The 21,079-nt window shown below is 65.3% G+C and carries 19 protein-coding genes and 1 pseudogene; 18 read left to right on the top strand and 2 right to left on the bottom strand.

Features of this window, described 5'->3' with window-relative positions; all coding sequences use genetic code 11:
• Both BRAO375_RS19680 and BRAO375_RS19675 read left to right on the top strand, forming a co-directional pair.
• A pseudogene (locus tag BRAO375_RS19680) lies at nt 1–227 on the top strand (phospholipid carrier-dependent glycosyltransferase); the annotation flags it as partial.
• Nucleotides 228–344: 117 nt separating this feature from the next.
• Nucleotides 345–1,943, top strand: a complete 1,599-nt coding sequence (locus BRAO375_RS19675) for an ATP-binding protein (RefSeq protein ID WP_009029195.1) — start codon at nt 345–347, stop codon at nt 1,941–1,943.
• 3 nt (nt 1,944–1,946) lie between these two features.
• On the opposite strand, the gene BRAO375_RS19670 is transcribed toward BRAO375_RS19675, so the two are convergent.
• Nucleotides 1,947–2,600 (bottom strand): OmpA family protein, encoded by a 654-nt coding sequence (locus BRAO375_RS19670; RefSeq protein WP_009029194.1) that lies wholly within the window; start codon nt 2,598–2,600, stop codon nt 1,947–1,949.
• Between the two features lie 370 nt (nt 2,601–2,970).
• On the opposite strand from BRAO375_RS19670, the gene BRAO375_RS19665 reads away from it, so the two are divergent.
• Together BRAO375_RS19665 and BRAO375_RS19660 are read left to right on the top strand one after the other, a co-directional pair.
• Nucleotides 2,971–3,201 (top strand): hypothetical protein, encoded by a 231-nt coding sequence (locus BRAO375_RS19665; protein WP_009029193.1) that lies wholly within the window; start codon nt 2,971–2,973, stop codon nt 3,199–3,201.
• Between the two features lie 73 nt (nt 3,202–3,274).
• Nucleotides 3,275–4,441, top strand: a complete 1,167-nt coding sequence (locus BRAO375_RS19660) for a winged helix-turn-helix domain-containing protein (RefSeq protein ID WP_009029192.1) — start codon at nt 3,275–3,277, stop codon at nt 4,439–4,441.
• On the opposite strand, the gene BRAO375_RS19655 is transcribed toward BRAO375_RS19660, so the two are convergent.
• Entirely contained in the window at nt 4,426–4,881 is a 456-nt protein-coding gene (locus BRAO375_RS19655) for a ribosomal maturation YjgA family protein (RefSeq protein WP_502688930.1), read from the bottom strand. The genes BRAO375_RS19660 and BRAO375_RS19655 overlap by 16 nt on opposite strands.
• 237 nt (nt 4,882–5,118) lie before the next feature.
• On the opposite strand from BRAO375_RS19655, the gene BRAO375_RS19650 reads away from it, so the two are divergent.
• The 14 genes from BRAO375_RS19650 (at nt 5,119) to BRAO375_RS19585 (ending at nt 20,955) form a co-directional block, all read left to right on the top strand.
• A complete protein-coding gene (locus tag BRAO375_RS19650) occupies nt 5,119–6,450 on the top strand; it encodes an MFS transporter (protein ID WP_009029190.1) in 1,332 nt (443 codons plus the stop codon).
• Between the two features lie 545 nt (nt 6,451–6,995).
• Entirely contained in the window at nt 6,996–8,102 is a 1,107-nt protein-coding gene (locus BRAO375_RS19645) for an efflux RND transporter periplasmic adaptor subunit (RefSeq protein ID WP_009029189.1), read from the top strand.
• A gap of 241 nt (nt 8,103–8,343) precedes the next feature.
• The gene (locus BRAO375_RS19640) at nt 8,344–11,484 is read left to right on the top strand and encodes an efflux RND transporter permease subunit (protein ID WP_009029188.1); all 3,141 of its coding nucleotides are present in this window, start codon (nt 8,344–8,346) and stop codon (nt 11,482–11,484) included.
• Between the two features lie 24 nt (nt 11,485–11,508).
• Nucleotides 11,509–12,117, top strand: coding sequence for a TetR/AcrR family transcriptional regulator (locus BRAO375_RS19635; protein WP_035641334.1), 609 nt, complete (start codon nt 11,509–11,511; stop codon nt 12,115–12,117).
• 139 nt (nt 12,118–12,256) lie between these two features.
• Nucleotides 12,257–12,880 (top strand): flavin reductase family protein, encoded by a 624-nt coding sequence (locus BRAO375_RS19630; protein WP_009029186.1) that lies wholly within the window; start codon nt 12,257–12,259, stop codon nt 12,878–12,880.
• Between the two features lie 39 nt (nt 12,881–12,919).
• The gene (locus BRAO375_RS19625) at nt 12,920–13,339 is read left to right on the top strand and encodes an acyl-CoA thioesterase (RefSeq protein WP_009029185.1); all 420 of its coding nucleotides are present in this window, start codon (nt 12,920–12,922) and stop codon (nt 13,337–13,339) included.
• A gap of 374 nt (nt 13,340–13,713) precedes the next feature.
• On the top strand, nt 13,714–13,956 hold the full coding sequence (locus tag BRAO375_RS19620) for a hypothetical protein (RefSeq protein ID WP_009029184.1): 243 nt from the start codon (nt 13,714–13,716) through the stop codon (nt 13,954–13,956).
• A 232-nt stretch (nt 13,957–14,188) separates the two neighbouring features.
• The gene (locus tag BRAO375_RS19615) at nt 14,189–14,380 is read left to right on the top strand and encodes a hypothetical protein (protein WP_009029183.1); all 192 of its coding nucleotides are present in this window, start codon (nt 14,189–14,191) and stop codon (nt 14,378–14,380) included.
• 151 nt (nt 14,381–14,531) lie between these two features.
• A complete protein-coding gene (locus tag BRAO375_RS19610) occupies nt 14,532–15,365 on the top strand; it encodes a DeoR/GlpR family DNA-binding transcription regulator (protein WP_009029182.1) in 834 nt (277 codons plus the stop codon).
• A 153-nt stretch (nt 15,366–15,518) separates the two neighbouring features.
• On the top strand, nt 15,519–17,072 hold the full coding sequence (gene glpD, locus BRAO375_RS19605) for a glycerol-3-phosphate dehydrogenase (RefSeq protein ID WP_035641325.1): 1,554 nt from the start codon (nt 15,519–15,521) through the stop codon (nt 17,070–17,072).
• Nucleotides 17,069–18,151, top strand: coding sequence for an ABC transporter ATP-binding protein (locus BRAO375_RS19600; RefSeq protein WP_009029180.1), 1,083 nt, complete (start codon nt 17,069–17,071; stop codon nt 18,149–18,151). Before glpD ends, BRAO375_RS19600 begins: the two co-directional genes overlap by 4 nt.
• Before the next feature lie 12 nt (nt 18,152–18,163).
• Nucleotides 18,164–19,243: an ABC transporter ATP-binding protein gene (locus BRAO375_RS19595; protein WP_009029179.1), complete on the top strand. Its 1,080-nt coding sequence runs from the start codon at nt 18,164–18,166 to the stop codon at nt 19,241–19,243.
• 3 nt (nt 19,244–19,246) lie between these two features.
• Nucleotides 19,247–20,149 carry a carbohydrate ABC transporter permease gene (locus tag BRAO375_RS19590; RefSeq protein ID WP_009029178.1) on the top strand — a complete coding sequence of 301 codons (903 nt, stop codon included), beginning with the start codon at nt 19,247–19,249 and terminating at the stop codon, nt 20,147–20,149.
• Nucleotides 20,149–20,955 (top strand): carbohydrate ABC transporter permease, encoded by an 807-nt coding sequence (locus BRAO375_RS19585; protein ID WP_009029177.1) that lies wholly within the window; start codon nt 20,149–20,151, stop codon nt 20,953–20,955. Before BRAO375_RS19590 ends, BRAO375_RS19585 begins: the two co-directional genes overlap by 1 nt.
• Nucleotides 20,956–21,079: the final 124 nt, after the last annotated feature.

Genomic DNA, 21,079 nt, shown 5'->3' with positions numbered 1-21,079 from the left:
CGCTGCTGCCGCGCGCGCTGAGCTTTCTCTACTACTATCTGCCGTCGGCGACGCTGGCGAGCCTGGCGCTCGTCCACGTCCTGTTGCGCTGGCCGCGCTGGGCGCTGTGGGCCTACGTCGCGGTCGCGGCCCTTGGCTTCGTCGTGATGCTTCCGGTCAGCGCCGCCTTCATCGGCACGACGATGAGCACCTTCACCCGGCTGATGCTGTTCCAGAGCTGGATCTGAGTTCCAGCGGAACGATCAGGTTCCATCCGGTTCCATATCTCCTGTTGCTTGACGAGATGAGTCCGCGCCGCCAGTTTCGCTCCGCTTCGAAAAGCAGGTTGGGGGGAGCACGACTCGATGTTGGGGTGGTTGCAGCGGCTGTTCGATTCGTCGACCTTGTCTCCGCACGGCATCTGTCTGTTGTGGGACCCCGAGCTGATCTGGCTGCATGTCGCGTCCGACGCCGTGATCGCGGCAGCCTACTTCTCCATCCCCGTGGTGCTCACGCTGTTCGTCTCCAAGCGGCGGGATGTCGATTTCGGGTTCCTGTTCTGGGCCTTCGCGGGCTTCATCATGGCCTGCGGCGTGACGCATGTGCTGTCGATCATCACGCTGTGGGTTCCGATCTACGGCATCGAAGGCCTGGTGAAGGCGGCGACGGCGCTGGCCTCGATCCTGACCGCGGGCATCCTCTGGCCGCTGCTGCCGAAGATCCTGGCGATCCCGTCGCCAGCGCAGCTGCGCGCGGCCGAGGCGGCGCTCGTCGTCGAGAGCCGGCAGCGGCGCGAGGCGGAGGACATGCTGCGCCATGCCCAGAAGATGGAAGCGGTCGGTCAGCTGACCGGTGGCGTCGCGCATGACTTCAACAATCTTCTCACCATCATCAGCGGCAATCTCGAGATCGCCGAGCGCAGCCTGCGCGCGCATGGCGATGCCGCGCGCCATCGTCTGGGACGCGCCATCGCGCAGGCCGCCAGCGGCGCCCAGCGCGCCGCGACCCTGACCCAGCGGCTGCTCGCCTTCGCGCGCCGCCAGCCGCTCGATCCCCGGCTGACCAACGTCAATAAGCTGCTCGCGGGCATGTCCGACTTCTTCCGCCGAACCCTCGGCGAGACGATCAGCGTCGAGGTCGTCGAGGCCGCGGGCCTGTGGCAGGTCGAGGTCGATCCGAGCCAGATGGAGGCCGCGATCCTCAACCTCGTCGTCAACGCCAAGGACGCCATGCGCGGCCAGGGCAAGCTGACCATCGAGACCTCGAACAGCTTCATTGACGAAGCCTATGCGCGGCAGCATGGCGATCTCGCCGTCGGTCAATACGTCCAGATCGCGATCACCGACACCGGCACCGGCATGCCGCGTGAGGTGCTGGACAAGGCGTTCGATCCGTTCTTCACCACCAAGGAACCGGGGCAGGGCACCGGCCTCGGTCTCAGCCAGGTCTATGGCTTCGTCAAGCAGTCCGGCGGCCACGTGAATATCTACAGCGAGGTGGGCGAGGGCACGACGGTGAAGATCTATCTGCCGCGCGCGCATCATGCCGCGGCCGATGCGCCGGAGAGCCGGGCCGCCGTGGTCGGCAGCCGCGGCAGCGAGACGGTGCTCGTCGTCGAGGACGAGCCGGAGGTGCGTAGCTATATCGCCGAGACCTTGGCGGAGCTCGGCTATGCCGTGCATGAGGCGCCCGATGGTCCTGCCGCGCTGGCCTTGCTCGCGCGCGAGCCGCTGGACGTCGATCTCTTGCTCACCGACATCGTCATGCCCGGCATGAACGGACGGCAGCTGGCGGATGATCTGCGCGTCACCCGCCCGACGCTGAAGGTGCTGTTCATGACAGGCTATTCGCGCAACGCCATCGTCCATCAGGGACGGCTGGATCCCGGCGTTGCGCTGCTGCAGAAGCCGGTCAACCGGACCATGCTCAGCACCAAGATCCGCGAGGTGCTGGACACGCCGTGACCTCTATTTCGCCGCCGCGGTCTTGGTGTCCATGTTGACGACCTGGACGCGACGGTTGAGCGGGTCGGCCGGGTTGGCGGCGTCCTTCAGCTTGGTCTTGCCATAGCCGACGGTGACGAGGTCCTGGCCGGTGAGGCCGTACTTCTCGACCAGATAGCGCTTGATGGTGTCGGCGCGGCGCTCGGACAGATCCTGGTTGAAGCTGTCGCCGCCGATGCCGTCGGTGTGGCCGGCGACGACGAAGGTCGAGCCCTTCAGGTTCGGATCGGACAGCGCCTTGCCGAGCTCCTGCACCGCCTGCATCGAGCCCTTGCTGATCTCGGCCGAGTTGTAGTCGAACTGGATCTCGAGATCGATCTTCGGCTTGGTCGCGGCGAGCTCGGCGATCTGCTCGCGCTCGCCGAGCGACAGCGACCGGGTCTTGCGGTTGCGCACGCTGTCGAGCAGCGCCGCCTGCTTGGCCTGCGCTGCCGCGTCGACCTGCGGGGCCGACTGCGGGCCGACAGTGATGCCGCGCGTGACCGATTTCGGCTTCAGCGCGTTCAGGATCTGGTCGGCCGACACGGCCTCGCCGGCCAGTGCGGCACCGGCGCCGATCGTCAGCACGGCGGTCAACGCCGCCGCCCGGAGTGCAAAACGGTCAAAATATCGGGTCATCGTCGTCATCCTCGGATGGTCGTGGCTCATGGCCATTGGATGCTTGGACGATAAATCCGGTTCAAAGCTTTCGAATGTGACGAAGGTCACGACCCCCACGGGGCCCCTCCGACGGCGCTCCACCTGCTGCGAGGTCCTCGCAAAGCCTTCAGCGCTCGGCCGGTCCGCGAACAACAAATCGGCCAGATGCGGTTCTACCGGATATCCATCGCTGGAAAAAAATCGCAAACCGGGGAAGCGAGGCGGGCAACTAGCGATTGAAGTCAAGAAACGCCAACAGAAAAGCACGGCATTGTTCAACTCATCACCCAGGCGCGACTACCAGTCCCACCGGACGGGCAGTCAGGATTCATCGGGATCCACCGGTTCCATGTCGACCCTGATCGGGGCGGGCATCATCGCGGCGTCCATCCTGCTGTCGACGCTGATCGGCGCGGTCGGCAATCGCTATGTCGGTCTCGAAAGTCCATCGGAGGATACGGCCTGGCTGGTCGACCGCCTGACCGGCCGCGTCTACAAATGTCGCGCACCGGACCCCGGCCGGGCCAGCTGCAAGACGGAGATCGCGACCGGCAGCATCCCGGATAAGGCGAAGCAGTAAGTTCCGCGCCCGGATCTCGCCGCAGCGATTGCGGTTGCGGGAGGTTGGCCGAATCTCGCACGATCGTCCGGTCATGCCTGCCGTTCCCATTGCATTGTCCAAGGCCGCCGCGCGCCGCCTCTGGCTGCGCGCCCAGCGTCTCGACCAGGAGGCGCCGTTCGGCGCTGGGCCTGAGGCCGTCGCCGCAGCGGTTGCGCATCTCGGCTATGTGCAGATCGACACCATCAACGTGATCGAGCGCTGCCATCACCACATCCTGTTCAGCCGCATCCCGGCCTATCGGCGCGCTGATCTGAAGCAGGCGCAGAGCGGGGACAAGACGGTCTTCGAATATTGGACTCACGCGCTGTCCTATGTGCCGGTGCAGGACTTCCGCTATTACGTACCGGCGATGCGCCGCTATCGCCGCGAAGGCCATCGCTGGCTCACGACGGTGAAACCCGAGGACAGCCGCAAGGTCATGCGGCTGATCCGGCAGGGCGGCGCGCTGACGATCCGCGATATCGATGACGACGAGCTGAGAGAGAAGGACCACGCCTGGGCGAGCCGCAAGCCGTCGAAGCGCGCGCTGCAGCTCGGCTTCTACGAGGGCGTGCTGACGGTCTCAGGTCGCGACGGCATGCTCAAGACCTACGACCTCACCACGCGGCATTTCGGCTGGGAGAGACTGCCGAAGGGCGCCACCGAGCGCGAGATCGCGGCCTATCTGCTCGATCGCGGCCTGCGCGCCCAAGGCCTCGTCAGCTTGGACTCGCTCTGCCATCTCAACGCGCCGCGCAAGGCGGACGTGCGCAAGGTGATCGAAGCCCGCGCGCGGCGCGGCGAGCTGGTGCCGGTCGCGCTCGAGGGCGCCGGCAAGCAGGAGCACTGGGCCATGCCGGCTGCGCTGGAGGAGGTGATCGAGATCGACCCCGCGCGCGTGCACATCCTGTCGCCGTTCGATCCGCTGATCATCCAGCGCAAGCGGACGCAGGCGATCTTCGACTATGACCATCGCTTCGAGGCCTATGTGCCGAAGGACAAGCGGCTGTTCGGCTATTTCGCGCTGCCGGTGCTGGTCGGCGAGCAGATCGTCGCGGCGCTCGATCTGAAGACCGACCGGCAGAACGGCAAGCTGCTGATGCAGAAATGGAGCTGGGTCGGTGCAGGCAAGGCGGCACGCGGTGATCAGCGCAAGGCGCTGAAGCGGATCATCGAGGACGAGCTGCATCGCTTCCAACGGTTTCAGCTGGGAGACTGACGCTCCCGGCACTGCGTGGACACGACAGCGAGGAGCGTGCGGTCGATCGAGATGCCGATCAGGATGCCGATCGCATAGGCCACGATGTTCCACAGCGAGAAGATCCGCCCGAGCAGCAGCGCGCCGGCGAGTGTCAGGCGGAAGCTGTCCAGCCAGGGCGCGTGGATCAGCCGGCTGGCCTCGACGATTACGGCAATGGCGATTGCGAGCGTCCCGACCTTCCGCCATGGCAGTAGCGGCAGCAGCGCGACCATCAGCATGTACACCATTGTCGCCCAGAGGATGGAACCGCCGTACTTGACGATGAAGGCGGAAAGGCCGAGGCCCAGGCCGTAGAAGCGCAGCGCGAGCCCGAGCGCGATCACGATCAGCGCCGCCAGGAGCGCCAACGCCGTGCGGCGGTGCCTACCCAGCATGATGGGCGATAGGCTAACGACCATTTGCCTCAAACCCTCCCTGCGAGCGCGGGTCCCGGTTCAAAGCCGGGACGACAGCGGAGCGTGTCGAGTCAGCGCGATTCAAACGAGGGGCCATGTGATGTCGTCATGCGCGCGCCGCGCCCCGCCGATGCGCCGACGGGCTGTGGGATTTCAGGTTTTCCGATTGACTTGCCATCGCCGATGCTCAACACCGCCCCTCAACTACCAAATCCTGCAATGCTCCGGGGGAGGAGATCGATGAGCCCGTCCGCCAACAATCCCGCCGCGCCAAGCCGCTCCGACATCGAGGCCGCAACCATCCGCGCGATCTCCTGGCGGCTGATTCCGTTCCTGGTGCTCGCCTATTTCTTCTCCTATCTCGACCGCGTCAATCTCGGCTTCGCCGCGTTGACGATGAACGCCGAGCTGAAATTCTCGCCGCTGGTGTTCGCCTGGGGCGCCGGCATCTTCTTCATCGGCTATTTCATCTTCGAGGTGCCGAGCAATCTGGCGCTGGAGAGGTTTGGCGCCAGCCGCTGGATCGCGCGCATCATGGTGACCTGGGGCATCATCTCGGCGCTGATGGCGCTGGTCTCCGGACCCTGGAGCTTCTATGCGCTGCGCTTCCTGCTTGGCGTGGCCGAAGCCGGCTTCTTCCCCGGCATCATTCTCTATCTGACCTATTGGTACCCGGCACAGTATCGTGCGCGTTTCCTCGCCGCGTTCGCGGTGGCCGTGCCGATCTCGACGGTGATCGGCGCACCGGTGTCGGGCCTGCTGCTCGGCATGCATGGCCTGTTGGGGCTGCAGGGCTGGCAGTGGCTGTTCATCATCGAGGGCATCCCCTCGATGATCCTCGGTGTCGTCACCTGGTTCTATCTGACCGACCGGCCGGAGCATGCGGCTTGGCTGACGGCGGAGCAGAAAGCCTGGCTCGCCGCGAAGCTCGAGGCTGAGACCGCGGCCAAGCAGGCGGCGGGACACATGACGCTCGGCGAGGCGCTGTCGTCGCCGAAGGTGATCGTGCTCAGCCTGATCTATTTCGGCTTCGTCGGCGCGCTCTACGGCATGCAGTTCTGGCTGCCGCAGATCGTCAAGGCGTTCGGCCTGACCAATGTGCAGACCGGCTTCGTGACCGCGATTCCCTATGCGTTCGGCACCGTCGCGATGATCCTCTGGGCGCGGCATTCCGATGCGACGCGCGAGCGCGTTGTGCATGTCGGCGCGCCCTTGATCCTGATCGCGGTGGCGCTGGCGGCATCGAGCATGATCGGTGATCCCACGCTGACCATGGTCGCGCTGACCGTCGCCGCGATCGGCGTGTTCTGTGTCTTCGGCGTGTTCTGGACCTTGCCGACAGCCTGGCTGTCGGGCACGGCCGCCGCCGGCGCGATCGCGTTGATCAACTCGATCGGCAATCTCGCCGGCTTCGGCGGTCCCTATCTGGTCGGCTGGATCAAGGACACGACCGGATCGACCACGCATGGCCTGCTCGCGCTGTCGGCGCTGCCGCTGATCGCCGGGCTTCTGGTGTTCTTCGGCGGCCATGAGAGCAAGGTGGAGTTCGCCGGCCAAGCGCCGGCGGAGTGAGCGCTTTGCGGTGATCCGCACTGCGGGCACCGTGCGTTGGGACCAGGCGCCGTCATTCCGTGGCGGTCGCGAAAGCGACCGAACCCGGAATCCCGAGATGAGTCGTTGTGGTGCAAACCAAGCTCGAGATTCCGGGTTCGACCGCTGGCGCGGTCGCCCCGGAATGACGACGCGGGTGACGGACACTCCCGCCGACCGAGATCTCACCTGTCCCCGGAGTCCCTGCGGTGATCCGCACTGCGGATACCGTGCGTTGGGACCAGGCGCCGTCATTCCGGGGCGGTCGCGAAAGCGACCGAACCCGGAATCCCGAGATGAGTCGTTGTGGTGCAAACCAAGCTCGAGATTCCGGGTTCGACCGCTGGCGCGGTCGCCCCGGAATGACGACGCGGGTGACGGACACTCCCGTCAATCGCGATTTGCCCTTTCACCTGAGCACCTGCGGCAAGATGTCTTAACAGTCACGAAGTGATGATCACTGACGATTATTGACAATCGTCAGCAATCAATCGACACTCGAACGCAATCGCAGCAAGGGGTGTCCGATGTTGATCCGCCTGATTTTCGCGAGCTATTCCAAGCTGTTGACCGGCATCGCGCTGGCCACCATGGCCGCCGCTCTGGCCGGGTGCAATGAAACTGTCGCCCAGAAGGCCGAGCCGATCCGGCCGGTTCTGGTCGCCTCCGTCCACTACGAAGCCGAGACGCCGGAGCGCAGCTTCGTCGGCACCATCCGGCCCCGGATCGAGGCCGACATCGGCTTCCGCGTCGCCGGCAAGGTCGCCAAGCGCCTCGTCGAGGTCGGCCAGACCGTCGAGGTCGGCCAGCCGCTCGCCACGCTCGACGAGGTCGATCTGAAGCTGCAGGCCGAGCAGGCCGAGGCCGAATTCCGCGCCGCCACCGGCGTGCTGGCGCAGGCGTCCGCGGCCGAGACCCGGGCGAAGGAATTGCGCGCAAAGGGCTGGACCACGGATGCGCAGATGGACCAGGCCAAGGCCTCGGCCGACGAGGCCCGCGCGCGGCTCAACCGCGCCGAGCGCTCGGTTGAGCTGACGCGCAATTCGCTGTCCTACGCGACCCTGGTCTCCGATGCGCGCGGCGTCGTCACGGCAAGCATGATCGAGCCCGGCGTGGTGGTCGCCGCCGGTCAGGCCGCCATCCGTGTCGCGCGCTTTGCCGAGAAGGAAGCGGTGGTCGCCATTCCTGAGACCTTGCTCGACCGCGCCAAGACCGGCGTCGCGACCGTGTCGCTGTGGTCGGAGGCCGGCAAGACCTACACGGCGCGGCTGCGCGAGATCGCGCCCGCCGCCGATCCTGCGACGCGGACCTATCTCGCCAAATTCTCGCTGCCGGACGCCAACGACGCGGTGTCGCTCGGCATGACCGCCACGCTAACCTTGTCGGATCCCGCGACGACGCGCGTGGCGCGGCTGCCGCTGTCGGCCCTATTCAACGACGGCCGCGATCCCTCGCTCTACGTCGTCAACGACAAGGGCGAGGTGACGCTCAAGCCGGTCAAGGTGAAAGCCTATGACAGCAAGGACGTGCTGATCACCGCGGGCGTCGAGGAGGGCGAGAAGGTCGTCGCCCTCGGCGTGCAGAAGATCGACCCCGCGCAGAAGGTGCGCGTGGTCTCGGCGCTGACGTTCTGACGATCGTCGTTCCGGGGCGATGCGTAGCATCGAACCCGGAATCTCGAGATTCCGGGTCAGGTCCTTCGGACCATCCCGGAATGAGGAACCCAAATACGGTCGTCATTGCGAGGAGCGAAGCGACGAAGCAATCCAGACTGCTCCTGCGGAAAGACTCCTGGATTGCTTCGCTTCGCTCGCAATGACGATCATTGAGACTGTCGGCCTGAACTAACGACTTCGGATCATCGGGGAGCGTGCCATGAAGCGGTTCAACCTGTCGGCCTGGGCGGTCAGTCATCCGCCGCTGGTGCTGTTCCTGATCGTTGCGCTCGGCCTGTTCGGCTTCATCTCCTATGAGCGGCTGGGGCGCGCCGAGGATCCGTTCTTCACCGTCAAGGTGGTCAACGTCTCGGTGATGTGGCCCGGCGCCACCGCCACGGAGATGCAGAGCCAGGTTGCCGATCCCCTGGAGAAGAAGCTGCAGGAGCTGCCTTATTTCGAGAAGGTGCAGACCTATTCGAAGCCGGCCTTCACCGCGATGCAGGTCACCTTCCGCGACTCGACGCCGCCGAAGGACGTGCCGTACCTGTTCTATCTGCTGCGCAAGAAGCTCGCGGACGCGCAGACCTCGCTGCCCTCGGGCGTGCTGGGGCCGTTCGTCAATGACGAGTTCTCCGACGTCGATTCCATCCTGTTCATGATGACCGGCGACGGCGCCGACTACGCGCAGTTGAAGAAGGTCGCCGAGGGCCTGCGCCAGCGCCTGTTGAAGGTCAACGGCGTCACCAAGGTCAATCTCTACGGCACCCAGGACGAGCGCATCTATGTCGAGTTCAGCCACGCCAAACTGGCGACGCTCGGCGTCACGCCGCAGGCGCTGTTCGATTCGCTCGCCAAGCAGAACAACGTGACGCCGGCCGGCACCGTCGAGACCTCGTCGCAGCGCGTGCCGTTGCGCGTGACCGGCGCGCTCGACGGCGCCAAGGCTGTGGCCGAGACGCCGGTCGAGAGCAATGGCCGCGTGTTCCGGCTCGGGGACATCGCCACCGTGACGCACGGCTTCGTCGATCCGCCGACCTACAAGGTGCATCAGGAAGGCAAGCCGGCGCTCGGCATCGGCGTGGTCACCGCCAAGGGCGCCAACATCCTCGAGCTCGGCAAGGATGTCCACGCTGCCTCCGACGATTTCATGAAGGCCGTCCCGCAGGGCATCGACCTGAAGCAGATCGCCGATCAGCCGAAGGTGGTCGAGACCGCGGTCGGCGAGTTCGTGCACTCCTTCGTCGAGGCGCTGATCATCGTGCTGTTCGTGTCGTTCCTGGCACTGGGATGGCGGACCGGCATCGTGGTGGCGCTGTCGGTGCCGCTGGTGCTCGGCATCGTCTTCATCGCGATGAGCGCGATGGGGCTCGATCTGCACCGCATCTCGCTCGGTGCGCTGATCATCGCGCTCGGCCTGCTCGTCGACGACGCCATCATCGCGGTCGAGATGATGGTGGTGAAGATGGAGCAGGGCTGGGACCGCGTCCGCGCCGCATCCTACGCCTGGGAGTCCACCGCGTTCCCGATGCTGACCGGCACGCTGGTCACCGCCGCGGGCTTCCTGCCGATCGGCTTCGCCAATTCGGCGGTCGGCGAATACACCGGCAGCATCTTCTGGATCGTCGCCATCGCGCTGGTGGCGTCATGGTTCGTCGCGGTGATCTTCACGCCCTATATCGGCGTGAAGCTGCTGCCGGACATGAAGGCGCATCATGGCCATGACGAGCATGCGGTGTACAACACGCGGATGTATCGTGGCCTGCGCGCGGTCGTGCGCTGGTGCGTCACGCATCGCATCACCACGGTCGCCGCGACCGTCGGCGTGTTCGCCGCCTCGATCGTCGCCTTCGGCCATGTCCAGCAGCAGTTCTTCCCGCTGTCGGAGCGGCCCGAGCTGTTCCTGCAGCTGCGGCTGCCGGAGGGCACCGCCTTCAACGTCACCGAGAAGGCCGCGCGCAAGGCCGAGGCGCTGCTGAAGGACGACAAGGACATCGAGACCTTCACCGCCTATGTCGGCCAAGGCTCGCCGCGCTTCTGGCTCGGCCTCTCGCCGCAGCTGCCGAACGAGGCCTTCGCCGAGATCGTCATCGTCGCCAAGGACGTCGCCGCGCGCGAGCGCATCAAGGCAAGGATCGAGACTGCAGCCGCAAATGGCGAGATCAACGAGGCGCGGGTGCGGGTCGACCGCTTCAACTTCGGTCCGCCCGTCGGCTTCCCCGTGCAGTTCCGCGTCATCGGCCCGGATACAGCTGTGGTGCGTGACATCGCGCGGCAGGTGCGCGACGTCGTCCGGCAGAATCCGAACGTCAGGGACCCGCAACTCGACTGGAACGAGCAGTCGCCCTATCTCAAGCTCGTCGTCGACCAGGACCGCGCCCGCGCGCTCGGCCTGACCCCGCAGGACGTCTCGCAGTCGCTGGCGATGCTCATCTCCGGCGTACAGGTGACGACCATCCGCGACGGCATCGAGAAGGTCGGCGTCATCGCCCGTGCGGTGTCGTCGGAGCGGCTCGATCTCGCAGGCGTCGGCGACCTCACCATCACCTCGCGCAACGGCGTCGCGGTGCCGCTGCAGCAGATCGCCAAGATCGAGTACGCCCATGAGGAGCCGATCCTGTGGCGCCGCAACCGCGACATGGCGATCACGGTGCGCGCCGACGTCGCCGACGGCGTGCAGGCGCCCGACGTGACCAACCAGATCTGGCCGAAGCTCGCCGACATCCGGGCCAAGCTCGACCCGGCCTACCGCATCGAGATGGGCGGCGCGATCGAGGAATCGGCCAAGGGCAACGCGTCGATCTTCGCGCTCTTCCCGCTGATGACGATCGTGATGCTGACCCTGCTGATGATCCAGCTGCAGAGCTTCTCGCGCCTGTTCCTGGTGTTCCTGACGGCGCCGCTCGGCATCATCGGCGCCTCGCTCGGCCTCAACGTTGCCAATGCGCCCTTCGGCTTCGTGGCGCTGCTCGGGCTGATCGCGCTGGCCGGCATGATCATGCGCAACACCGTGATCCTGGTCGATCAGATCGAGCACGACGTCGCCTCCGGCCTGACCCGGCGCGAGGCGATCATCGAGGCCACCGTGCGCCGCGCCCGCCCGGTGGTGCTCACGGCGCTGGCGGCGATCCTGGCTATGATCCCGCTGTCGCGCTCGGCGTTCTGGGGTCCGATGGCGATCACCATCATGGGCGGTTTGTTCGTTGCAACCTTCCTGACGCTGCTGTACTTGCCGGGTCTGTATGCCCTATGGTTCCGTAAGAGCCTGGATGAGCGCGGGGCAGCTGCGCAGGATCATTCTGCAGCGCAGCACGTTGATGGACCGGCACCGGCCCTTCCGCTCGCCGAGGCCGCCGAATGAAGGACAAGCAAGATCGCAGGCATGATGACGCTGGTCTCCGAACACATCGAACCTGATACGCGCGAACGCATCCTCGTCGTCGCGGAGCGTCTGTTTCGGCAGATCGGCTACCAGAAGACCACCGTGGCCGACATCGCCAAGGAGCTCCGCATGAGCCCGGCGAACGTGTATCGGTTCTTCGACTCGAAGAAGGCGATTCACCAGGGCGTCGCCCGCGAGCTGATGGGCCAGGTCGAGGCGGCGGCGATCGCGATCGCCGGGCGCGCCGGCCCGGCGGTGCCGCGGCTGCGCGAGCTGCTCGGCACCATCCATCGCATGAACACCGAGCGCTATGTCGGCGACAACAAGCTGCACGAGATGGTCGCTGTCGCGATGGAGGAGAGCTGGGAGGTCTGCGAGGCGCACATGCTGCTGATCACCGAGATCATCGGCCGCGTGATCGGGCAGGGCGCCGCCTCCGGCGAGTTCGCCGTCAGCGACATCGTGCTGGCGACGAAATGCGCGACCACCGCGATGATGCGCTTCTTCCATCCGCAGATGATCGCGCAATGCGCGACCAAGCCGGGCCCGACCGTGGACGAGATGATCGATTTCGTGCTGGCGGGGCTTGGTTCGCGGGGCGCTGCGGTCTAGGTTGCAGTCATTCCGGGGTGATGCGAAGCATCGAACCCGGAATCTCGAGATTCCGGGTTCGCCTCTCTCGAGCAAAATGGCCTTGCCATTTTGTCGCGCGAGGCGCCTCGGAATGACTGTGCCCCAGGGAGACCACGGCGTGACCGAACGCGACTTGCACTTCTACGAACCTAAGAACGGCCACGGCCTCAAGCACGATCCCTTCAACGCCATCATCGCGCCGCGCCCGATCGGCTGGATCTCGTCACGTGACGGCAAGGGCAACGCGAACCTCGCGCCGTACAGCTTTTTCAACGCCTTCAACTACACGCCGCCGATCATCGGCTTCTCCTCCACGCAGTGGAAGGATTCGGTCGCCAACATCCAGGACACCGGCGAGTTCGTCTGGAATCTGGTGACGCGCGATCTGGCCAAGCACATGAACGCCTCGGCGGCGCATGTCGCGCGCGAGGTCGACGAGTTCGCGCTCGCCGGGGTGACACCGGTGCCGTGCAGGTTCGTTAACGTGCCGCGCGTCGGCGAGAGCCCGGTCGCGTTCGAGTGCAAGGTCACGCAGATCATCCAGCTGCAAGGCGCCGACGGCAAGAAGGCGCAGGCATGGCTGACGCTCGGCGAGGTCGTCGCCGTCCACATCGACAAGACTCTGATCAAGGACGGTGTCTACCAGACCGCAGCGGCGCATCCGATCGTGCGCGCCGGCCGCCGCGGCGACTATTTCGAGATCAAGGCGGAAGACATGTTCGAGATGATCAGGCCGGACTGAGCGCGACTTGAACGCTGCGGCAACTGGAGACCTTCTGACGTGACCGAACCGACCGTCCCTGTCATCCCTACCGAGCCGCGCGGCGATCTCTGCATCCGCACCCTGACGATGCCCGCCGACACCAACGCCAATGGCGACATCTTCGGTGGCTGGCTGCTCAGCCAGATGGACGTCGGCGGCGGCGTGTTCGCCGCCAAGGTGGCGAAGTCGCGCACGGTGACGGTTGCGATCGAGGCGATGAACTTCCGCAAGGCGGTGTATGTCGGTGATCTCGTCTCGGTCTACGCGCATCTCGTGCGCATCGGCCGCACATCGATGACCGTGCGGCTCGAAGCCTGGGTGCTGCGCCGGCGGGAGGAGCAGCCGATCCTCGTCACCGACGGCAACTTCACCTACGTCTCCATCGACGATGACGGAAAGCCGCAGCCGATCAAGCGCGACGGCGGGACCGCCACGTGATCGCGGCGGACGCGATCGCTCCGACCGTCAATCACCTCCGTTAATTCCGGCGAGCCATAACGCAGCCTTGATCGAGGAACTGCACCTGCACGTCTGCGTTCAACGGAGATTGCGGGTCACTGGTGAACGATGACGTGCGCACGCGCCTGTGCCGATGATGTGACCCCCGCAGCAGCCCGCTACGTTTACGATGATTGCAATTTCAGATTGTGAAACTGCGCAGCGTCGCGTCTCTGCCGCAATGCGGGTTTTGTTGGGAGCTCGCATGCGCGACCAGGATCGCGCCGAGACGGCGAGAACAGGCCGGACAAAATGGCCGACGCCGCGTGGGGAACGCTGGGGGCATGTTGCGCGAACAGGGTGGGAGTACGTCCATGTCGGACATCGATGACAAGCTGACCTTGGAGGTCCTCAAGAAGCTGCAGCAGCGGCTGTCACATGCGGAGCGGCGAATCGGGGTCTATGAGATTCAGCTGAGCGCGTTTCGTCAGCACCATGTCGAGGTGCTGCGCGATCTCCGCACGATCTATCAGCTGCTCGGCCACCATCACGACCGGCTCGGCGCAACCGACGCCTCGCATCGTAAGGCCACCCTGGTCCCGGACGACCCGCATTGATGTGGAGAAGGCGTGCGCGCCGTCGTTATGCCCGATGATATCAGCACAAACGCGTTTGCGCTGCGGCACCTCGCTCTCTGCAACATCTCATCATCAAGCGAGCATCGATCAAACATATCGCCGACAGAATCGCCTGCTGACCTCAGAGCATGGACCGACGCTACGGGCGCCGCAGGGAACATTCCCCTCCGCGTTCCGTTATAAGCCCCGGAATGAATGACGGGAATTCGCAATGTCCGACACCTACATCATCGAGGTCAGCTCTCAGGCGGCGGGGATCGTGATTCGCGACCGTGGCGGCTTCCGCTTCTTCGCGGCGTCGCATCGCTTCAATGCGCTCGAAGGCCAGGTGTTTCGCAATGCCCGCGAGGCGGAGCGGGCCGCGCTTCGAATCGTCACCGGCGAGCTCAGCGCGGCTGCGTGAGCCGAACCCGCCACCTCGGCCAGTCGCGTTCAGCGACCATCTCGCGGTGCACAGGCGGGGAAGGGATTGTTGCGGTGCGTTTGGGGCGTTCGCCGATTGACCCTTGACTCGATCAGCATCACCATGGTGCAGCTCGTTTCGAAAACTCGCCATGGCCGTTCTCTCTCAACGTCAGACCGACATCCTCAACATCGCCCGCGCCTCCGGCCGCGTCATGGTGGAGGACCTGTCGCGCCGATTCGAAGTGTCGGCGCAGACGATCCGCAAGGACCTGAACGATCTCTGCGAGCAGCGCGCGCTGACGCGGATCCATGGCGGCGCCATCATCGCTTCGGGGGTCGAGAATCTCGCTTATGAGGCGCGGCGCTTCGTCGCGGCCGACGAGAAGAAGGCGATCGGCGCGATCGCGGCGGCGCGGATTCCGAACGGGTCCTCGCTCTTCATCAATATCGGCACCACGACCGAGGAGGTGGCGAGCGCGCTGACCTCGCACCAGGACCTGCTCGTCATCACCAACAACCTCAACGTCGCGATGCTGCTCTATCCGCATCCGCGCATCGAGGTGATCGTGGCGGGCGGCACGGTGCGGCGCTCCGATGGCGGCGTGGTCGGCTCGACGGCGACGCAGCTGATCGGGCAGTTCAAGGTCGACTATGCGATCATCGGCGCGTCGGCGATCGACGAGGAGGGCGCGCTGCTCGACTTCGACTATCGCGAGGTGCAGGTTGCGCAGGCGATCATCGCCAATGCCCGCAGCGTCATGCTGGTCGCCGATTCCACCAAGCTCCACCGCAGCGCGCCGGTGCGCATCGCGCATCTGAGCCAGATCCAGACTTTCGTCACCGATCGTCCCTTGCCCAAAGGGCTCGCCAGCCTGTGCGACAGCCGCGGCATCGAGGTGGTCTCGGCCATGCCGGCGGACGAGACGGATGAGGCGGCCGAGGCAAATGAGACCGCCTCGCCCTCCGTGCTGCGTCGGGCCTGACCCTCCGCCATTCCCAGAGGCTGTTTGATCCCGGTTTGGGCAGGTTTTGCCCAATGTCGGGCCAACATGCGAATTTCGATTTGCTTTCACTTTCGTTTGTGTTTAACTCGAAACCGAAAGTGAAATCGCCGGTCTGAAGGCGGTTGCCGGGGGATGCGTCTGTTGGAGCGGATCTACGACCTCGCCATCATCGGAGGCGGCGTGAACGGCTGCGGCATCGCGCGCGATGCGGCCGGACGCGGAAATTCTGTTTTTCTCTGCGAGATGAATGACTTGGCGAGCGGAACCTCGTCCTGGTCCACCAAGCTCGTCCACGGCGGCCTGCGCTATCTCGAATATTACGAGTTTCGCCTGGTGCGCGAGGCGCTGATCGAGCGCGAGATCCTGTGGCAGATCGCGCCCCATATCATCCGTCCGCTGCGTTTCGTCTTGCCGCACCATTCCGGCCTGCGTCCGGCCTGGCTGCTGCGCCTCGGCCTGTTCCTTTATGACCATCTCGGCGGCCGCAAGCTGCTGCCGCCGACGCGCTCGGTGAACCTGCGCAGCGACGAGGTCGGCCGTCCGCTGATCTCCGGCCGCTATGCCACCGGCTTCGAATATTCCGATTGCTTCGTGGACGATGCGCGCCTGGTCGTGTTGACGGCGCGCGATGCCGCCGACCGCGGCGCCGAGATCCGCACGCGCACCCGCGCGACCGAGATCCGGCAGGACGGCGGCGTCTGGCTGGTCACGACCGAGCACACCCAGACGGGCCAGCGCGAGACCATCAGGGCGCGCGCGCTCGTCAACGCCGCCGGCCCCTGGGTCGAGCAGGTGCTTTCGACCGGCGCGGGCGTCAATGCGAAAGCGAAGGTGCGCCTGGTGCAGGGCTCGCACATCGTGGTCCGCAAGCTCTACGATCACGACCGCGCCTACATCTTTCAGAATGCCGACGGCCGCATCATCTTCGCGATCCCCTATCAGCAGGATTTCACGCTGATCGGTACCACCGATCGCGACTACCAGGGTGATCCGGCCAAGGTGAAGGCGACCGATGAGGAGATCGCCTATCTCTGCGCCGCGCTCGGCGAGTATATTGCAAAGCCCGTCACGCCCGCCGACGTGGTGTGGAGCTATTCCGGCGTGCGTCCGCTCTATGACGACGGCGCCAGCGAGGCCAAGGCAGCGACGCGCGACTACGTCTTCGAGCTCGACACGCCCGGCGGCCTGCCGCTGCTGTCGATCTATGGCGGCAAGATCACGACCTACCGTCGCTTGTCGGAAGAGGCGCTCGAGCGCCTTGGCCCGTATCTCAAGGGCGCGAAAGCGGAGGAGGGGTGGACTGGCAAGGCACCGCTGCCGGGCGGCGACATGAAGGTGCAGGCGGTCGCCGCTGTTATCGCGGATCTCCGCAAGACCTATCCATTCTTGTCAGATGCACATGCGAAGCGGATCGCGCATGCCTATGGCACGCGGGTTCAAACCATGCTCGCGGGTGCGACATCTTTGGCCGATCTCGGCCAGGACTTCGGTGGCACCTTGACGGAGCGCGAAGTCAGGTACCTGATGACGAACGAGTGGGCGTTGACGGCCGAGGACATCGTGTGGCGGCGATCGAAGCTGGGGTTGCGAATGTCGGCGGCTGAGATTGCCGCGCTCGATGCGTGGATCACAGCCAACCGTGACCGCTCCGTCCCGACGGCGCGCGAGGCGGGAGGACGCGCATGAGCGTCACGCTCGATCACGTCTCCCGAATCGTCGACGGCGTCACCACCATTCGCGACGTGTCGCTGACTCTGCAGCGCGGCACGCTGAGCGTGCTGCTCGGCCCGACCTTGTCGGGCAAGACCTCGATCATGCGGCTGCTCGCCGGCTTGGACAAGCCGACCACCGGCCGCGTGCTGGTCGATGGCAAGGACGTCACCGGCGCCGACGTGCGGCAGCGCTCGGTCGCGATGGTGTATCAGCAGTTCATCAACTATCCCTCGCTGACCGTCTACGAGAACATCGCCTCGCCGCTGCGGGTGCAGGGCAAGCCTCGCGACGAGATCGAAAAGCGCGTGGCGGAGGCAGCCAGGCTGCTCCGGCTCGAGCCCTATCTGAAGCGCACGCCGCTGCAGCTCTCCGGTGGCCAGCAGCAGCGCACCGCGATCGCGCGGGCGCTGGTGAAGGGCGCCGATCTCGTGCTGCTCGACGAGCCGCTCGCCAATCTCGACTACAAGCTGCGCGAGGAGCTGCGCGCCGAGCTGCCGCGCATCTTCGAAGCGTCGGGCGCGATCTTCGTCTATGCCACGACAGAGCCGTCGGAAGCGCTGCTTCTCGGCGGCCGCACGGTGTGCATGTGGGAGGGACAGGCGCTGCAGGTAGGCGACACCGCAGCGGTGTACCGGCGCCCCGACACGCTGCGCGTCGGCCAGGTGTTCTCCGATCCGCCGATGAATACGGTCGAGATCGAGAAGCGCGGTGACAGCGTCGAATATGCAGGCAGCGTCAAGGCGCCGGCGGCCGGCCTGTTCGCCGATCTGCCCGATGGCAGCTATCGCGTCGGCTTCCGGCCGCACCAGCTCGGACTGGCCAAGGGCGACGGCAGCCATGGCCGCCATGCGTTTCCGGCGACCGTCTCGGTCACCGAGATCACGGGCTCGGAGAGCTTCGTGCATCTCAAGCGCGACGGCATGAACTGGGTCGCCGTGCTGCACGGCGTCCATGAATACGAGCCCGGCGAGATCCTCGATGCCGTGCTCGATCCGACCAACGTCTTCGTGTTCGACGCCGGCGACCGCCTGGTCGCGGCGCCGGCGATCTGAGGGAGATGCCGCATGGCCCGCATTGACCTCGAAGGTCTCGCCCACTCCTACGGCAATGGCAGCGACGTCGAAAGCTACGCGCTGAAGCCGGTGACGATGACCTGGCGTCAGGGCGGCGCCTATGCGCTGCTCGGCCCGTCCGGTTGCGGCAAGACGACGCTCTTGAACCTGATCTCGGGCATCCTGACGCCCTCGCACGGCAAGATCCTGTTCGATGGCGTCGACATCACGCAACGCTCGACCCGCGAGCGCAACATCGCGCAGGTGTTCCAGTTTCCGGTCATCTACGACACGATGACGGTCGGCGAGAATCTCGCCTTCCCGCTGAAGAACCGCGGCGTGCCCAAGGCCGAGATCGACAAGCGCGTCGCCGAGATCGCGCGTCTGCTCGACCTCACGCCGGACCTCAATCGCAAGGCGACGCGGCTCACCGCCGACGCCAAGCAGAAGATCTCGCTCGGCCGCGGCCTGGTGCGCTCCGATGTTGCCGCCGTGCTGTTCGACGAGCCGCTGACCGTGATCGACCCCGAGCTGAAATGGCAGCTGCGCTCCAAGCTCAAGGCGCTGCATCGCGAGCTCGACCTCACGATGATCTACGTCACCCACGACCAGACCGAGGCGCTGACCTTCGCCGACACCGTGGTCGTCATGCATGACGGCCGCGTCGTCCAGAGCGGTACGCCGGCAGAGCTGTTCGATAAGCCGGCGCACACCTTCGTCGGTTATTTCATCGGCTCGCCGGGCATGAACATACTCTCCGCCGACGTCAAGGGCCGCGAGGCGCGCATTGCCGGTCACACGCTGGCGCTGTCGCGCAGCTACGATGCGCTGCCGGCCGGCGCCAAGATCGAGATCGGCGTGCGTCCGGAATTCGTCGACGTTGCGCAGCCCGGACCGGGGCTGCTCGACGCCAACATCGAGCGCGTCGACGATCTCGGCCGCATCCGCTTCGCCCGCGTTCGCGTCGGCGACGCCAAGTTCGCCGCGCGGCTGCCGGCCGGCTTCTCGCCATCGGGCTCGGCGATCGGGCTGAAGTTCAATCCGGCCTATGTCCATGTCTATGCCGACAGCCGTCTGGTCGAGGGAGCCTGAGTGATGGACAAGACCATCAACAACAAGGCCTGGTTCCTGGTGCTGCCGGTGTTCCTGCTGGTCGCGTTCTCCGCGATCCTGCCGCTGATGACGGTGGTGAACTATTCGATGCAGGACACCTTCGGCAACAACCAGTTCTTCTGGAACGGCGTCGGCTGGTTCAAGGAGTTGCTCGATCCCTCGACCGACCTTGGCGGCCGCTTCCTGGCTTCGCTCGGCCGCAATCTGATCTTCTCGCTCGCGATCCTGGCCATCGAGGTGCCGCTCGGCATCGTCGTGGCCCTGTCGATGCCGCGGGCAGGGTGGACGGTGGCGTTCTGCCTCGTTGTGCTGGCGCTGCCGCTGCTGATTCCATGGAACGTGGTCGGCACCATCTGGCAGATTTTCGGCCGCGCCGATATCGGCCTGTTCGGCTACACGCTCAACGCCATCGGTCTCGATTACAACTACGTCTCCAACGAGGCTGACGCCTGGTTTACCGTTATCGTCATGGACGTCTGGCACTGGACCAGTCTGGTGGCACTGCTGTGCTATGCCGGCCTGAAGTCGATTCCTGACGCCTACTACCAGGCGGCGCAGATCGATGGCGCCTCGCGCTGGGCGGTTTTCACCGCGATCCAGCTGCCGAAGATGCATCGCGTGCTGCTGATCGCCGTGCTGCTGCGCTTCATGGACAGCTTCATGATCTATACCGAGCCGTTCGTGGTGACCGGCGGCGGGCCGGGCAATTCGACGACCTTCATCTCGATCGAGCTCGTCAAGATCGCGCTCGGCCAGTTCGACCTCGGCAAGGCGGCCGCGCTGTCGCTGGTCTACAATCTGATCATCCTGATCGTGTGCTGGGTGTTCTACACCATCATGACCAATGCCGGCGCCGAGCGCCGGCCGGTGGAAGGGGGCGCGTGATGAACACCATTCCGGGCCGCCGGCTCATCATTTCGCTGTTCCTGGTCTTCCTGCTGTTGCCGATCTACTGGCTCGTCAACATGAGCTTCAAGACTAACAACGAGATCGTCACGACGATGACGCTCTGGCCGCATCAGCCGACGCTGGCCAATTACGTCAGGATCTTCACCGATGAGAGCTGGTATTCCGGCTACATCAATTCGCTGAAATATGTCATCATCAATACGGTGATCTCGATCCTGGTGGCGCTGCCGGCGGCCTATGCGTTCTCGCGCTACCGCTTCCTCGGCGACAAGCATTTGTTCTTCTGGCTGCTGTCGAACCGCATGGCGCCGGCCGCGGTGTACGCGCTGCCGTTCTTCAACCTGTATTCGGCGATCGGCCTGTTCGATACGCCGTGGGCGGTGGCGCTCGCTCACTGCATCTTCAACATTCCGCTCGCGGTGTGGATTCTCGAAGGCTTCGTGTCGTCGGTGCCGCGCGAGATCGACGAGACCGCGTTCCTCGACGGTTATTCGTTCCCGCGCTTCTTCGTGAAGATCCTGGTGCCGCTGATCGCCAGCGGCATCGGCGTCGCCGCCTTCTTCTGCTTCATGTTCTCCTGGGTCGAGCTGCTGCTCGCGCGTACGCTGACCTCGGTCGACGCCAAGCCGATCTCGGCGGTCATGACCCGCACGGTCTCGGCCGCCGGCATGGACTGGGGCCTGCTCGCCGCCGCCGGCGTGCTGACGATCATCCCCGGCGCGCTCGTCATCTGGTTCGTCCGCAACTACATCGCGCGCGGCTTCGCGCTGGGACGGGTGTGATGATGTTGCGAGCTGAGAGCCTGGAACTCAGATTAGCCTGTCCCCGCCTGCGGGGAGAGGCCGGATTGCATCGCAGGTGCAATCCGGGTGAAGGGGACTCTCCACGAGCACGGTCTGCGGAGAC

The sequence above is a fragment of the Bradyrhizobium sp. ORS 375 genome, from assembly GCF_000239775.1.
Classification (GTDB): Bacteria; Pseudomonadota; Alphaproteobacteria; order Rhizobiales; family Xanthobacteraceae; genus Bradyrhizobium.
The sequence above is the reverse complement of the archived record's forward strand: the minus strand, read 5'-3'. Positions and strand labels throughout refer to the sequence as shown.

Bases quoted from the DNA above. Each gene is read 5' to 3' on its own strand.
- BRAO375_RS19675 (WP_009029195.1), top strand. From the start codon at position 345: ATGTTGGGGTGGTTGCAGCGGCTGTTCGATTCGTCGACCTTGTCTCCG.
- BRAO375_RS19670 (WP_009029194.1), bottom strand. From the start codon at position 2,600: ATGACCCGATATTTTGACCGTTTTGCACTCCGGGCGGCGGCGTTGACC.
- BRAO375_RS19665 (WP_009029193.1), top strand. From the start codon at position 2,971: ATGTCGACCCTGATCGGGGCGGGCATCATCGCGGCGTCCATCCTGCTG.
- BRAO375_RS19660 (WP_009029192.1), top strand. From the start codon at position 3,275: ATGCCTGCCGTTCCCATTGCATTGTCCAAGGCCGCCGCGCGCCGCCTC.
- BRAO375_RS19655 (WP_502688930.1), bottom strand. From the start codon at position 4,881: ATGGTCGTTAGCCTATCGCCCATCATGCTGGGTAGGCACCGCCGCACG.
- BRAO375_RS19650 (WP_009029190.1), top strand. From the start codon at position 5,119: ATGAGCCCGTCCGCCAACAATCCCGCCGCGCCAAGCCGCTCCGACATC.
- BRAO375_RS19645 (WP_009029189.1), top strand. From the start codon at position 6,996: ATGTTGATCCGCCTGATTTTCGCGAGCTATTCCAAGCTGTTGACCGGC.
- BRAO375_RS19640 (WP_009029188.1), top strand. From the start codon at position 8,344: ATGAAGCGGTTCAACCTGTCGGCCTGGGCGGTCAGTCATCCGCCGCTG.
- BRAO375_RS19635 (WP_035641334.1), top strand. From the start codon at position 11,509: ATGACGCTGGTCTCCGAACACATCGAACCTGATACGCGCGAACGCATC.
- BRAO375_RS19620 (WP_009029184.1), top strand. From the start codon at position 13,714: ATGTCGGACATCGATGACAAGCTGACCTTGGAGGTCCTCAAGAAGCTG.
- BRAO375_RS19615 (WP_009029183.1), top strand. From the start codon at position 14,189: ATGTCCGACACCTACATCATCGAGGTCAGCTCTCAGGCGGCGGGGATC.
- BRAO375_RS19610 (WP_009029182.1), top strand. From the start codon at position 14,532: ATGGCCGTTCTCTCTCAACGTCAGACCGACATCCTCAACATCGCCCGC.
- glpD (WP_035641325.1), top strand. From the start codon at position 15,519: ATGCGTCTGTTGGAGCGGATCTACGACCTCGCCATCATCGGAGGCGGC.
- BRAO375_RS19600 (WP_009029180.1), top strand. From the start codon at position 17,069: ATGAGCGTCACGCTCGATCACGTCTCCCGAATCGTCGACGGCGTCACC.
- BRAO375_RS19595 (WP_009029179.1), top strand. From the start codon at position 18,164: ATGGCCCGCATTGACCTCGAAGGTCTCGCCCACTCCTACGGCAATGGC.
- BRAO375_RS19590 (WP_009029178.1), top strand. From the start codon at position 19,247: ATGGACAAGACCATCAACAACAAGGCCTGGTTCCTGGTGCTGCCGGTG.
- BRAO375_RS19585 (WP_009029177.1), top strand. From the start codon at position 20,149: ATGAACACCATTCCGGGCCGCCGGCTCATCATTTCGCTGTTCCTGGTC.